This window comes from Pontibacter sp. HSC-14F20 (assembly GCF_019599265.1).
GTDB lineage: Bacteria > Bacteroidota > Bacteroidia > Cytophagales > Hymenobacteraceae > Pontibacter.
Map to the genome: position 1 here is coordinate 270,077 of NZ_JAHZTC010000003.1, position 14,318 is coordinate 284,394.

The window sequence follows — 14,318 nt, forward strand, 5'->3', positions numbered from 1 at the left end:
TATTTATATCACTCCATGCACATTAGTTGTGAAAACGGCCTGAAACGGATCTATCTTTTTAAAATAATCGGAGCCAATCATTACATCAGAAATCTCCTCGCTCGCAAAGGCATTATCAAATTTTTGAAAGTCGGGAAAGTGCTTCAGTGCCAGATCTAAAACTTGCCTGCCCAGGCTCGCTTGCTCTTGTGAAAACGGATAATAGGAAACCTGAAAAGGGAAAATACAGTTCATGATCGGTACCAAAGCTTCTTTATTGAGATCTGAAAAGTATAGCCCAATATGCTTTTTCATCATACTGATACAAAGCATTATACCCTGGTGAGCACTATCCTTAAGGGGTAATACCAGTTTAAAAGCATGTAAGCCCGTGCTGAACTCCATATCCCGAATCCGCCCAAACTTGCTACTCGCCCTTACTTCGTGCAGGAGGCAATTCCAATTCTCTCGGTATGCGTCCTTTTCTTCAACCAATTTGTAATAGGTTGTTAAATCCGGCTTAGCTGGCTGGTTATAAACATTGCTCACTAACGTGACCCAGCCTTCTTCAAGGAGATTTTCTAAGGTAATGTGCTTCATTTGTTTACACATGTTTGGTTGAGTAGCTGCCACAACAAGCGATGCGGATTTGAATTTACCCCAATATAATATATCTCCATTAAAGTCAAATATTCCAGAATAACATCACGCAACCTTCCGCAACCGCACAATCCGAAACGTCCCGCCAAAAGCAGCTGGCTCATTCAGTTCCACCTGCAGCGAGGTATGGCCAACGATAGTGCCTATGCTGCGGTTCACATCCGAGAAAAGCGTACTAGCCACCTGGTTGAAAAGGCGACGCAGTAGCGAGGGCTGCTGTCCGTCGGGTAGAAACTTATCGAAGACTATGACCGTGCCTCCCGGCTTCAGCACCCGCTCCACTTCCCGGATACAAGCCACAGGATCAGGTATAACAGCGATGATCAGGTGCAGGATGACGGCGTCAAAACTGTAGTCGGCATAGGTCATTTGCTGTCCGTTCATCACATGCGCTTCGAAAGGTACACCTAGTTTTTCGGCACGGGATTTCAGTTTCGTGATCATGCCGGGTGTAATGTCGTTGGCGGTGATGCGGGTATAGCTTTGCAGGTATGGCAGATCGAGGCCCGTACCCGCACCGACGATCAGGATGGTGTCATCTGGTTTGGCTTGTAGCAGTTCGATGGAGCGCTTCCTATACCTTCGGAAGATACGGTCGGCTACAAGATCGTAAATCGGCAGGTATAAGGTATAACGCAGCCGGTTCCAGGTGTTGGTGTTGAAACTCATTTTTCATAGGTTATTTTGTGCTCCCAAAATTACCTGCGTTCCTGCCTAAAAAGCTTACAGATTTCATTCCAAAATTTACAGATATTTTCACTCCAGGTATAGACATAGCAGGTAGAACTATCTGCTTTTCATTTGTCATCTCAAATGAAATGAGAGATCTGCGTTATTTTGGAGTAGAGGCACTATCCCGGATTTCTCACTAGCGTTCGAAATGACACAGGAGTTACGAGGCATATCAACCTCTGCCAGACAGGTATAGCTGTTACTTCAGACACTCGCGGGAGCTGCGTGCACCGCGAGGTCAGAACAATTTAACCATCAGCAATTTAACAATTCTATTTTTCCCTTTCGATGGTATAGGTAATCAGTTGCTCCAAGGAGGTGCGGGATGGGGAGGCCGGGAAGGTATGGAGGATAGCCAGCGCCTCGGCATGGTAGCGGTTCATGGCCTCGATAGTATACTGTATACCTCCGGAGGCTTTCACATAATCGATCACCTGCTGCACGCGCTTGTTATCGCCGCTGTTGTTCTTCACGTTGTAGATCACACGGCGGCGGGTCATCCAGTCGGCTTCGCGCAGGGCATGTATCAACGGCAGGGTCATCTTCTTTTCCTTGATGTCTATACCTACCGGTTTACCAATTTCGGCAGTGCCGTAGTCGAACAGGTCGTCTTTGATCTGGAAAGCAATGCCCACTTTCTCACCGAACAAACGGGCTTTCTCGATGTCTTCTTTGGAGGCACCGGCCGAAGCTGCGCCAACGGCGCAACAGGAAGCGATCAGCGAAGCAGTTTTTTGGCGGATGATATCAAAATAAACAGATTCATCAATATCAAGGCGGCGGGCTTTTTCAATTTGCAGCAATTCGCCTTCACTCATTTCCTTAACGGCATTCGACACGATCTTAAGCAGCTCGTAGTCATCGTTTTGCAGCGAAAGCAACAGGCCTTTGGAGAGCAGGTAGTCGCCTACCAGCACGGCAATCTTGTTTTTCCAGAGTGCGTTAACAGAGAAGAAACCGCGGCGGTAGTTGGCTTCGTCCACCACGTCGTCGTGCACAAGGGTGGCCGTGTGCAATAGCTCGATGAGAGCGGCTCCGCGATAAGTGGCATCGCCGATGGCGTCGCCACGGAAAAGCTTGGCCATAAAGAACACGAACATCGGCCGCATCTGCTTGCCTTTGCGCTTTACGATGTAGCTCATGATCTTGTCGAGCAGCAGTACCTTAGACTTCATTGAAGTCCTGAACTTCTTCTCGAACAGCTCCATCTCCTGGGCAATGGGCGCTTGTATTTCCTTTAGGCTAATGCTCATGCGATATTCCGCAATATTACAAGGTGTGGGGGTCGTTTCCAAACAAGTAAAGCAAATCAGCGTTTAAATAATCTTAAGTTGAGCCCGCAAGTATAGTTTACCAACAGCATAGCCTCGTGCTGGTTTACCGCTTGCTTAAAATAACTATATTGCCTTCTGATAATACAGCACATCGCGCCATGGCAGACACACTTAAAGTAGACTTCGTGGTATACCCGGAGCACGAGCGTCCTTTCACCGCTGACGCCACTTATACCCAGAATGACAACAAAAAACCGGTCGTCATCTACACCCATGGTTTCAAAGGTTTTAAGGATTGGGGCCACTTCAACCTGCTGGCCGATTACTTTGCCGGTCAGGGCTTTGTGTTCATCAAATTCAACTTTTCGCACAACGGTACCAGCATCGACAACGACTCCGATCTGCACGATATGGAAGCTTTTGGCCGCAACAACTTCAGCATTGAGCTCGAGGATTTGAAATCGCTCATCGACTTGGTGCACGACAAAGAAGGACCGTTGCCACAAAACGAGATGAACCTCGACCGCATCTACCTCATCGGCCACAGCCGCGGCGGCGGGTCTGTGATACTCAAAGCAGCTGAGGACACGCGCGCACGAGCCCTGGCTACCTGGGCTGCCGTCAATAATTTTGACCAGCGCTGGGATGAGTTGGAAAAGGAATCCTGGAAGAAAGAGGGAGTACAGTGGGTGAGCAATGCCCGAACAGGTATACGCATGCCGCTCTATTACCAGATTGTGGAAGATTACCTAGCCAATGTGGAGCGGCTGGAAATTCCGAAGGTGATACAGAAAATGCAGCAACCTTTGCTGATATTACATGGCGAAGAAGACGAAACGCTGCCTGTGCAGATGGCCCATGACCTACATACCTGGAAACCAGACGCCGAATTGCACCTGCTGCCCGGCGCCGACCACTCCTTCGGGGGACAGCACCCTTACGAAAAACAAGCATTACCTACAGCCGCCAAAGCCGCTGCCGATCTGAGCATCGCCTTTTTTAATAAACATGCCTAAACTATACCTGCTCTTGGGCGGTAACCTCGGTGACCGTCCGCTATACCTGTCCCAGGCCCGTGAACAGATTGCTGCACAGATTGGCCTGATTGTGCAAAGCTCCGCCCTCTACGAAACCGCCGCCTGGGGTAAAACCGACCAACCTGCTTTCCTGAACCAGGTGCTGGAAGTACAGACCACGCTCAGCCCGGAGCAAGTGCTACAAGGTATAAACCAGATTGAGCAGGAGTTGGGGCGCATCCGCCAAGAGCACTGGGGAGCCCGTGTCATCGACATCGACATACTTTTTTATGACCAGCTCATTTTACAGACGCAGCGCCTGACCATTCCACATCCCCAACTGCACCTGCGCCGGTTTACGCTGCTGCCCTTGAATGAGATCGCGCCTCACCTGCTGCATCCTGTGCTCAACTTGCAGATAACACAGCTCTTACGAGATTGCCCGGATAAACTCCCCGTTCACCTCTATGTTTCAGCCACTGACTAAGGGATCGTAAGCGGGTTATGAATTTTTCTAAAAATGCCTTACTTTATACATTGGCTAGGCTATAGAAACAAAGTTTTACTTATATTGTGAGATAACTATACTTGTAAAGTATAGTTATCCGATTTGCCTGTTAAAGGCCTCTCCTGAATAGCATATGAACGACCTGCTCACCATCATCAGCAACGAAAAAAGAAGCCTTTTGAGGGGCTTCCTGGTTGTGTTTATACTGGTGCTCCCCTTTACTTTTATACCTGCCATCTTCGGCCAGCGCGTACCTTTAGAAACTTTCAGCCAACTGATACCACAAAAAGCCCTGGTGGCGGCACTGATTGCGGCTGGCATTATTGTCCTGCTTCTGCTCAACAACTACGAAAAGCTACTCCAAAAAAAGCGTCTGTATGATTTTCCCGCCTTCGCATCGTTACAATTCAGTGGAGCTGTCGAGGATTACAATGCCATCGTGAAGGAGATCTCGACTTATTTGTTTGGCAAAGTCGGCAATTACTATTTCAGGGTGAATATCATCAATCCGAAGCAGCAGCATGTCCAGATCGAGCTCTCGCCACTTATTTACATCGGTCAGAACCAGGAGTTGATGGACAGGCTCATGCAGGAGCTACATTTGAAGGAGAACCTATACCTGTCCCGTGTGATCAGCCTGCCGGAAGCGCAGCTACAGCAAAGCGATGCCATCAAAGACGAGCTGTTGAAACTGTCGGACGAGTTAAGTGAGATGGGCGTAACCCCAATGACCGTGGACAAGAATAAGAGGTAGGCTATACCTGAGTGACCTCAGCACACTACTCACGCAAACAAAAAAGACCATGGTAGCAGATGCCGCCATGGTCTTTTTCTTTTCCACTCAAAGTGTTATGCTACCGAACTAACTTCAGCTGTGCGCTCAATCTTCTTTACCAAACCCTGTAGCACTTTACCTGGACCGCACTCTATAAAGTGCGTCGCACCGTCGGCTACCATTTGTTGCACCGATTGCGTCCAGCGAACGGGGGCTGTCAGTTGGCTGATCAGGTTTTGCTTGATCTCTTCCGGATTAGTTTGCGGCTTTGCGTCCACGTTCTGGTAGATCGGGCAGATACCTTGGCTGAAGGTGGTTTCGTTGATCGCTTTGGCCAGCTCCACTTCTGCCGGCTTCATCAGCGGCGAGTGGAATGCGCCACCCACAGGCAACGGGAGGGCACGCTTGGCACCGGCTTCTTTCATCTTCTCACAAGCGATCTCGATCCCTTTGTTTGAACCAGAGATTACCAGTTGACCCGGGCAGTTATAGTTGGCCGCCACTACCACTTCGCCTTCTATTGCCGCACAAACTTCCTCCACCTTCGCATCGTCCAGACCAAGTATAGCGGCCATTGTTGATGGGTTGGCTTCGCAGGCTGCCTGCATTGCCATCGCTCTTTTATACACCAGTCTCAGGCCGTCTTCAAAGCTCAGCACTTTGCTGGCCACCAGCGCCGAAAACTCCCCAAGCGAGTGACCAGCCACCATATCCGGGTTAAAGTCCTGGGCAACGGCCGCCTGCGCTACCGAGTGAAGGAAAATAGCCGGCTGTGTTACTCTGGTCTGCTTCAGCTCCTCATCGGTGCCATTGAACATGATCTCTGTAATGTTGAATCCCAGGATTTCGTTAGCTTTGTCGAACAGCTGACGAGCACTTTCGTGCTGCTCATACAGGTCCTTGCCCATCCCTACAAACTGCGATCCCTGTCCCGGGAAAACGTATGCCTTTTTCATGTTGATATTTTTGTATTGTTGATTGCTGGTGTTTGATGGTTAAATTGCTAATGGTTAAATTGTTGAATGGCTGAGTATGACTCCTATCAAGGTAATTTACACTAGAGTCGGATGGATTTACAGGTATAGCCCATGTTCAGCATGCCCTATACCTATACCTATACCTATACCTATACCTGTACCTGAATCAGAAGTATAAGGACCAGCCACAGAGTCAATAGTCGTTCGGCAAGCTAAAGCCCAACAACCATTTAAACCTCAACAATTTAACAATTAATCCAATTTAATAAGCCACAAACCGGGCCCTTTCTTCGGGGCTTGGCAGCATGCAGGCTTCGTTGCGCCCTGCTATGCGGTAGCGGTGTTTCGCGATGAAGCGGTACACAAAATTGCGGAAAGATAAGGGAATAAACCTGAAATAGTAAAGCTCCGACCACGGAAAATTGAGATGGCGGGCAATGCGAAGAGCAGCTTCTGACTCGGTAAAGAGCTGCCCGTTTTCAAGAAAAAGAATGGAATCGGGCAAAGGATCAGGTATAAGCTGTTGCGGCACAAGCTGCTCCACCAACCCCGATTGCAAAGCGGCAAAATGCAGGTTCTGCCGCTTGTTATACTTCAAAGCGATTTGTATGCTGGCCTGGCAAAAGCCGCAGGTGCCATCGTAAAATACGATGGGCAAATCCTGCAGCCGTTCCAGTTCCTCGTTTGTCATTAGCGTACTATTTCTACCCAGCCTTTGTATTTACTTCGGCTGCGCTCAGGGTCAATGGATATAAAGTCAACCTCGGCTTCGTAGTAGTAAACGCCATCTGTAAGGCGCTTACCATCATTATCGGTGCCAGGCCAGTTGATATACGGATCTGCGCTGCTTTCGTATACCTTCACCCCCCAGCGGTTGAATACCTTAAAGGTAGTGGAGCGAATAAACGCTGCCCTCGGATCTGGCCTGAAGACATCATTTTTGCCGTCATCGTTCGGCGTGATAATGTTCGGAAGCTCGAAGAAGAAGCAGTTGTCCTTACATTCCTCGTTGCTCGGCTCGCTCTCCTCTCCTGTCAAACTGGTAGCCGTTACGTAGTAGCAAGCGGCAAAAGACTCCAGCCCGGTATGGGTATAGGTGGTTTCTTTGGTCGTGGCGATGGAACGATATTCGGTTTCGCCCGGTCCTCTGAAGTACACGGTATAGAAGTCGATCTCATCTGTACAGCCGTTACCGATCTGCGGCACCCAGTTCAGCACATTTTGGTAAGGTGGCCTGGTCGGGTTGGCAAAGAAGACTTCACAGTTCAGTACATCCAGGGAGAGCTCTGGCGGACAGATAACGAGCGGCGTTTCCACGCAGACTTCCTGGCTCAGGTTCTGCAGTGGCTCCGGCAGGCCTTCTATCTGGTAAGTGCCCTGGGTGCGCACAACGTAGCAGTAGGTTTGCCCACGCTCCAGCGGTGCCGAATCGGTTCCGCTATCGACAAATGTACCGCCTGTAGCAGAGGCCATAACGCTTCCTACCTGCACCAGTTCACCTTCCACTACCCGGAAAATCTGGTGTTCCAGTACTTCGTTTCGCCATGGCACATTATAGGTCCAGTTGAGCGATACGCTCAATTCATCGTCTGTACCCTGCACTTCGGCGGCCAATCGCACGCTGGAAGCAGAAGTTGTATCGCGCAGCATATTCGGAGAAGCGCCACCTGCCGTACGCGTGCTGTAAAACTCAAGCTTGTATCGATAGGCATTTGCCTCCGTGTTCAGGCCGCTGTTTACATACACGGTATCGGTTAGTCTTCGAGATGAGAACACCTGCTGATAGGCTCCGCCCGGCTCCTGCCCTACTTTGCGGTATAGCCTGTATTCGAAAGGCGGGTTGAGGCGCTCTATACCTGGACCAGGCTGTGTCCAGCGAACCGTAATCTGCCCGTTGGTCGTGGCGGTACGCTCTACTGTTACATTGGTAATATAAGGTATGTCACGCTCGAGCACGACACAGGCTTCCAGCGAGGCGATACTTTGTCCGCCGCCAGGTCTTGGGAACTCCGCATAGATCACGTAGCAATACTCTGCTCCGGCGGTTAAACCCTGCCCGTTGTTATTGTCTAAAAACTCTGTCGCGTCCTTGCCTACCTCGCCTATCAAGGTATAACCTGCACTAGCCGGCACGCCTGTCTCGCAAGGTCCTGGTCGCCAGCCTGATGGTCCCTCTCGCCTGTAAATGCGGATGGTAGAGGCATTCTGGCAAATGTAACTGTCCCAAGTCAGGCGCACAGACCGGTCCTCGCCAGTAGCCAGCAGGTTTTGAGGAGCCGGACCTATCACAGTGATGCGATAAGGCTGCAGGTCGGCCAGCTGCCTGCCAGGTGGTGGCGGATTATCCTCAGCTCTGAAAATAAGCTGGTAAGGGTTGGCGCGCACATCGTTGCAGGAAGTGTTCCATACTAATTGCCCGGCAGCACGACCCGGTTGGTTCACAGTTCCTCTGAAAGTAGCCGGAGGCAAGATACCACCTGTACCCGGTACGGTTAGGTTGATCAAATGGCCATCCGGATCGGTAGCGGTGATGGTAGTGCGCAACGTTTCGCCGGCCACAATACAGGTATCGCGGGGCACGAGCACCGGCGGGCGGTTACGGGCATCCACCACCAGGATCTGCATGTCGCGCACGACCGTACTGATCAGCACGGGGGCAGCACCTGTTGTACGCCACTCCTCTACCACAAAGGCTACGTTATATTCTCCGAGGCGGCAGGGAGCATCCCAGGTGAGCTGTCCTGTAATGGGGTCGAGGGTGAAAGTAGAAGGTCCAGTGTTAGTGGAGTTACGGCAGTTGTCAACTGTATGCGGGTCGCGGTAGCCGGGCACGTTGGTGATGGTGCCGGTTTGCTGGTTGCGGTGCTGCGGCTGTATTAAGCGGTAGGCAAGACTGTCGCCGTCAGCATCGATTGCGCCCGGGTTATGCACCCAGCGCTCACCGGCCGTTGCTTCATCGATCGGTGGCACTTCCAGAATCGGCGTACTGTTCAGGCCACGGAGCGGGTTAATGGAGATTGTCGTTGAAATGGCAAAGGTCAGCTGATCGGTTGGAGCAGCCATGTTCAGGATACCCCCATTCCGGTTCTCGCCTACCCATGTTACGGTAAAGGTGCCGTTGGCCGGATAAGTATACTCCCACTCAAACACCTCACGGTCTACATCGGGCTTGATATTGGTTACAGACAGGCGTTCTACCCGCACAATATCACCACCGGCTCCCATAGAGATGAACACAAAGGGGTCATCGGCTGAGGAGGCTGTTTTGGTGTACATCACCATGGTGAAAAAGAACTTCCGGGGGTTCGGGTTAGGGCCGGTATCCCGGCGGGCGGTGATATCCCCTGCCCGGATGTGCGTTGCATGCGCCTGATTTGCATATCCCAACAACAACATTAATACCAACAGCACAATGCGGCCAGGCAAGCAACAGCTCAAGCGTAAACTATTTGGCATAAGCGTAGAGTTAGATTTGGCGCTGAACAAAGGTAAAATGAAAACTGAATTTTCACCTTTTTATTATCAACAATTGCAAGAAAAGTGGGTTTACAATATATGGTTTTCTGTCCTACGCATTGCAATTTAGATTGATTCAAAATACGCTATTTAATTGTTTTATACAGGCTCCGCTTGTACCTTTGAGCATTAAAAAGCATTCATTACTTAACCTTCTAACAAATACAGATGAATTGGTTTACTAAAACGTTTTCCAGTACAATCGGACGTAAGATCATCATGTCGGTAACGGGCCTTTTCCTGTGCTCCTTCCTGGTGGTGCACCTTGTGGGTAACCTTACGCTGTTTTACAAAGATGGCGGCGAGGCGTTTAACATCTATTCTGAGTTCATGGCCCATAATCCGGTTATCCGTGTTATGGAGATTGTGTTGGTACTCGGGTTCCTGTTCCACATTTACGATGCGATCGTGTTGACACGCCGCAACAAGTCGGCCCGTCCTGTTGGGTATGCTGAAAATCATCCGCAGGAAAACAGTACCTGGTCTTCCCGCAACATGGGCCTGCTGGGCACCATTATTTTGGTTTTCCTGCTTGTACACCTTTGGAATTTCTTCGTTCCGGCCCGCTTCGGTGGTCTGGAGGCTATTCCGGACAAAGACTACGAGAACCTTTACGCTGAAGTCGTAAAAGCATTCCAAAACCCAATTTACGTAGGCCTTTATGTTATCTCTATGATAGCGCTGGCCTATCACCTGATCCACGGCTTCCAGAGCGCGTTCCAGTCGCTTGGCCTGACACATAAGAAGTATACGCCGTTCATCAAAACTTTCGGTGTGGCTTTCTCAGTGCTTATCAGCCTGGGTTTTGCGCTCATCCCGCTTTACTTCTTTTTCTTCGTTAAATTGTAATTAAGCTAATATACTTGCTATGATATTAGATTCTAAAATCCCGGAAGGCGCCTTAGCTGAAAAGTGGGATAAACATAAATTCAATGTGAAGCTGGTAAACCCGGCCAACAAACGCAAATACGACATTATTGTAGTGGGTACTGGCCTTGCCGGTGCTTCTGCTGCTGCAACACTTGGCGAACTAGGCTATAACGTAAAAGCATTCTGCTTCCAGGATTCCCCACGCCGTGCGCACTCTATCGCTGCACAGGGTGGTATCAACGCCGCCAAAAACTACCAGAACGACGGTGACTCAATCTTCCGCTTGTTCTACGACACCATTAAAGGGGGTGACTACCGTGCACGTGAGGCCAATGTTTACCGCCTGGCGCAGGTATCAGTAGATATTATTGACCAGTGCGTGGCGCAGGGTGTTCCTTTCGCGCGTGAGTACGGCGGTCTGCTGGCCAACCGTTCATTCGGTGGTGCGCAGGTGTCGCGTACTTTCTACGCACGTGGCCAAACCGGACAGCAGCTGCTGTTGGGCGCTTACTCTGCCCTGAACCGTCAAGTAGCCTACGGCAAAGTGAAGATGTACCCACGTACTGAAATGCTGGACCTGGTGATGGTAGATGGTAAAGCCCGCGGTATCGTGGTGCGTAACCTGATCACAGGTAAAGTAGAATCGCACAGCGCACACGCCGTAGTACTGGCAACTGGTGGTTACGGTAACGTATTCTTCCTTTCTACCAACGCGATGGGCTCAAACGCTACGGCGGCCTGGAGAGCACACAAGAAAGGCGCTTTGTTCGCCAACCCTTGCTTCACACAAATTCACCCGACCTGTATACCTGTATCGGGCGAGTATCAGTCTAAGCTGACGCTGATGTCTGAGTCGCTTCGTAACGACGGCCGTGTATGGGTTCCTAAGACCGTAGAGCTTGCTCAGCGCCTGCGCAAAGGTGAGATCTCTGTAAACGACATCAAAGAAGAAGACCGCGACTACTACCTGGAGCGTAAATATCCTGCCTTCGGTAACCTCGTACCGCGCGACGTGGCCTCACGCAACGCCAAGCTGGTATGCGACGAAGGACGCGGTGTAGGTGCATCTGGCCTGGCCGTATTCCTTGATTTTGCTGACGCAATCAGACGTGAAGGCCAGCCGGCCATCGCAGCTAAGTACGGCAACCTGTTCGATATGTATGCAAAGATTACGGACGAGAACCCGTACGATAAACCAATGCGTATCTACCCGGCCGTGCACTATACTATGGGTGGCCTTTGGGTAGACTATAACCTGATGACCAACATCCCTGGCCTGTACGCAACGGGTGAGTGTAACTTCTCTGACCACGGTGCTAACCGCCTTGGTGCTTCGGCCCTGATGCAGGGTCTGGCCGACGGTTATTTTGTGATCCCTTACACAATTGGCGACTACCTGGCACAAACTCCTTACGACAAAGTAAGCACCGATCACCCTGCCTTTAAAGAAGCAGAGCAGAACGTGAAATCCACTACAGATCGTCTCCTTTCTATTAAAGGAAACCGCACGGTAGACGACTTCCACAAGGCGCTTGGCCAAATTATGTGGGATTACTGCGGCATGGCCCGTAACGCCGAAGGTCTTCAGTTTGCTAAGCAGGAGATCCGTAAGCTGCGTGACGAGTTCTGGCAGAACGTAAAAGTAACAGGCGTAAACGAAGAGCTGAACCAGACACTGGAGAAAGCCCACCGCGTAGCTGACTTCCTGGAACTGGGAGAGCTTATGGTAGACGATGCCCTGCACAGAAACGAGTCATGCGGCGGTCACTTCCGTGAGGAATACCAGACGCCTGAGAACGAGGCACTGCGCGATGACGAGAACTTTGCCTATGTAGCAGCCTGGGAATTCACCGGCAACGACGGTAACCCAATCCTGCACAAGGAAGACCTGAAGTTCGAAAACGTGAAGCTAACGCAGCGTAGCTATAAGTAATGATTAATTAATAATTAGGAATGAATAATTAGAAATGACTGCCAAAAGCCTATAAGGTATACGCTTCATATCTGATAATTTCTAATTCAGAATTTATAATTTCTAATTTAAAAGAAATGGCTGGAAGTAATCCAAATGCTAAACCAATGGACCTCACATTGAAGATTTGGCGCCAAAAAGATAAAAATTCTGCAGGTCAGCTGGTAACCTATCCGCTTAAGAACATATCTCCGGATATGTCTTTCCTGGAGATGCTGGACGTGCTCAACGAAGAATTGCTAGTGAAGGGTGAAGATCCTGTAGCATTCGACCACGACTGCCGCGAAGGTATATGCGGTATGTGCAGCTTATTCATCAACGGCCGTGCACACGGTCCGGAGCGCGGCACTACCACCTGCCAGTTGCACATGCGTCACTTCAACCACGGCGATACAATCACAATCGAGCCTTGGAGAGCAGCTGCTTTCCCGGTGCACAAAGACCTGATTGTAGACCGTTCTGCCTTCGACCGTATTCAGCAGGCTGGCGGTTACGTATCTGTGAACACAGGTGGTGTACCTGACGCAAACGAGATTGCTATACCTAAGACCATCGCTGACAAGGCGTTTGACGCCGCTACCTGTATTGGCTGCGGTGCCTGCGTAGCGGCCTGCAAGAACGCCTCTGCCATGCTGTTTGTGAGCGCGAAGGTGTCTCAGCTGGCCATGCTGCCGCAAGGCAAAGTGGAAGCTAAAACACGCGTGGAGAACATGGTAGCGCAGATGGACTTGGAAGGCTTTGGTGCCTGCTCCAACACTGGTGCCTGCGCTGCTGAGTGCCCGGTGGGTATTTCGCTTGATAACATCGCGATGATGAACCGGGAGTATTTCGGAGCAAAAGCTAGCTCTGAGAACGTATAGTTAACCTGATTTTAATAAGCTTAAAAGGCGAGACAGGAAACTGTTCTCGCCTTTTGCTTTTATATTCGCACAATAATTCAGATATCTATACCTTTCAGTAAACCGTAGGCGTCTGATAGCTGTTTGCAGGAATACATCAACACGACACTATGATCACCATTATAACGGGCACGAACAGAACCTCTTCCAATTCCAGAGCTGTGGCCAACCTATATGCTGGACTACTGAACGACCGTCAGATAGACAATCAGATTCTGGATCTAGCTGACCTTCCGGCCGACTTCACAACTTCTGCGCTCTATGATAATATTGGCACAAACCCGGCCTTTAACGAGCTTAGTTCTCTCATCGGCGCCTCTGAAAAGTTTGTGTTCATCGTACCGGAATATAACGGTTCTTTCCCTGGCGTCCTCAAGGCTTTTATTGACGGGCTCTCCTATCCGAACACTTTCCGCAATAAGAAAGCTGCCCTGGTAGGCCTCTCTTCCGGTGTGCAGGGCAGCGGTCTTGCCATGAGTCACCTGACTGATATTTTCAACTACCTGGGCATGCACGTGCTGGCACTTAAACCGCGCCTGGCTCAAATAGAGAGAAACTTCGACGGCACCACGATCACAAACGAGCTATACCTGAAGTTGCTCAATCAACAGATCGATCAGTTTATTCATTTCTAAGCGCTAGGCTATACCTGCAAAACGGCTCCGAATGGACATTGGTACTTGGCAGGCAACCCAAGTCAGCTGGTATACCTCCTACTTCCAGGTATACAAGTATAACAAGGCTCCAATGGTATTACCATCATGGTTATACCTGATTGCCTAGCCCAAGAGTAGAGCAATTTACAAACTACGGTTATCTTCCACAGAGCCAATTGAAGTTGCTGACACTGCTGTTTATAACTGCTATTCTGAAACCGAGCCTATACTCATCCTGCTGCAATGGAGGTATAGTTCAGGCGCAGCTATACTTGAGATTGGGTACTAGAGGTTTAGGTATAGAATGAATATAACAGGTATAGAGGTATAGCATGGAGTGAGTAAGGACGAAAGCAAAAGAGGCTGTCCAAAAAGGGCAGCCTCTTTTTTTGCTTTTAGCCCTCTTTTGCTATTTTAGTGGGCATGAAACGCAGGAACGTTGTTTTCAAGGAGCAGGCGGGCCACCAGGTGGTCCTCTTCCCCC

General features: G+C 50.0%; 13 protein-coding genes. 7 read left to right on the forward strand and 6 right to left on the reverse strand.

Annotation, left to right across the window (positions count from 1 at the left end; translation table 11 throughout):
* Nucleotides 1-3 precede the first annotated feature (3 nt).
* From K3G39_RS05100 to K3G39_RS05110, 3 genes are all read right to left on the reverse strand, one after another.
* A complete protein-coding gene (locus K3G39_RS05100; protein WP_220625087.1) occupies nucleotides 4-579 on the reverse strand; it encodes a hypothetical protein in 576 nt (191 codons plus the stop codon).
* Nucleotides 580-684: 105 nt separating this feature from the next.
* Nucleotides 685-1,308 carry a class I SAM-dependent methyltransferase gene (locus tag K3G39_RS05105; RefSeq protein WP_220625088.1) on the reverse strand — a complete coding sequence of 208 codons (624 nt, stop codon included), beginning with the start codon at nucleotides 1,306-1,308 and terminating at the stop codon, nucleotides 685-687.
* A 335-nt stretch (nucleotides 1,309-1,643) separates the two neighbouring features.
* Entirely contained in the window at nucleotides 1,644-2,624 is a 981-nt protein-coding gene (locus K3G39_RS05110) for a polyprenyl synthetase family protein (RefSeq protein ID WP_220625089.1), read from the reverse strand.
* A gap of 179 nt (nucleotides 2,625-2,803) precedes the next feature.
* Here K3G39_RS05110 and K3G39_RS05115 point away from each other — a divergent pair, with 179 nt between their 5' ends.
* From K3G39_RS05115 to K3G39_RS05125, 3 genes are all read left to right on the forward strand, one after another.
* Complete coding sequence (locus K3G39_RS05115) at nucleotides 2,804-3,661, forward strand: S9 family peptidase (protein WP_220625090.1); 858 nt, start codon at nucleotides 2,804-2,806, stop codon at nucleotides 3,659-3,661.
* Nucleotides 3,654-4,148, forward strand: a complete 495-nt coding sequence (folK, locus tag K3G39_RS05120) for a 2-amino-4-hydroxy-6-hydroxymethyldihydropteridine diphosphokinase (protein WP_220625091.1) — start codon at nucleotides 3,654-3,656, stop codon at nucleotides 4,146-4,148. The genes K3G39_RS05115 and folK overlap by 8 nt, the downstream gene beginning before the upstream one ends.
* Before the next feature lie 154 nt (nucleotides 4,149-4,302).
* A complete protein-coding gene (locus K3G39_RS05125) occupies nucleotides 4,303-4,923 on the forward strand; it encodes a hypothetical protein (protein ID WP_220625092.1) in 621 nt (206 codons plus the stop codon).
* Between the two features lie 95 nt (nucleotides 4,924-5,018).
* Here the strand turns inward: K3G39_RS05125 and fabD are convergent, their stop codons facing one another.
* The 3 genes from fabD to K3G39_RS05140 all read right to left on the reverse strand — a co-directional run bounded on the left by fabD (nucleotide 5,019) and on the right by K3G39_RS05140 (nucleotide 9,377).
* Nucleotides 5,019-5,900, reverse strand: coding sequence for an ACP S-malonyltransferase (gene fabD, locus K3G39_RS05130; RefSeq protein WP_220625093.1), 882 nt, complete (start codon nucleotides 5,898-5,900; stop codon nucleotides 5,019-5,021).
* 283 nt (nucleotides 5,901-6,183) lie between these two features.
* Complete coding sequence (locus K3G39_RS05135; RefSeq protein ID WP_220625094.1) at nucleotides 6,184-6,612, reverse strand: thiol-disulfide oxidoreductase DCC family protein; 429 nt, start codon at nucleotides 6,610-6,612, stop codon at nucleotides 6,184-6,186.
* Nucleotides 6,612-9,377, reverse strand: coding sequence for a gliding motility-associated C-terminal domain-containing protein (locus K3G39_RS05140; protein WP_255594001.1), 2,766 nt, complete (start codon nucleotides 9,375-9,377; stop codon nucleotides 6,612-6,614). The genes K3G39_RS05135 and K3G39_RS05140 overlap by 1 nt, the downstream gene beginning before the upstream one ends.
* A 228-nt stretch (nucleotides 9,378-9,605) precedes the next feature.
* On the opposite strand from K3G39_RS05140, the gene K3G39_RS05145 reads away from it, so the two are divergent.
* The 4 genes from K3G39_RS05145 to K3G39_RS05160 all read left to right on the forward strand — a co-directional run bounded on the left by K3G39_RS05145 (nucleotide 9,606) and on the right by K3G39_RS05160 (nucleotide 13,813).
* Entirely contained in the window at nucleotides 9,606-10,286 is a 681-nt protein-coding gene (locus tag K3G39_RS05145) for a succinate dehydrogenase cytochrome b subunit (protein WP_220625095.1), read from the forward strand.
* Nucleotides 10,287-10,305: 19 nt separating this feature from the next.
* A complete protein-coding gene (locus K3G39_RS05150; protein WP_220625096.1) occupies nucleotides 10,306-12,240 on the forward strand; it encodes a fumarate reductase/succinate dehydrogenase flavoprotein subunit in 1,935 nt (644 codons plus the stop codon).
* 146 nt (nucleotides 12,241-12,386) lie between these two features.
* Complete coding sequence (locus K3G39_RS05155) at nucleotides 12,387-13,139, forward strand: succinate dehydrogenase/fumarate reductase iron-sulfur subunit (protein WP_220625120.1); 753 nt, start codon at nucleotides 12,387-12,389, stop codon at nucleotides 13,137-13,139.
* A 149-nt stretch (nucleotides 13,140-13,288) separates the two neighbouring features.
* Nucleotides 13,289-13,813, forward strand: a complete 525-nt coding sequence (locus tag K3G39_RS05160; RefSeq protein ID WP_220625097.1) for an NADPH-dependent FMN reductase — start codon at nucleotides 13,289-13,291, stop codon at nucleotides 13,811-13,813.
* Nucleotides 13,814-14,318 lie beyond the last annotated feature (505 nt).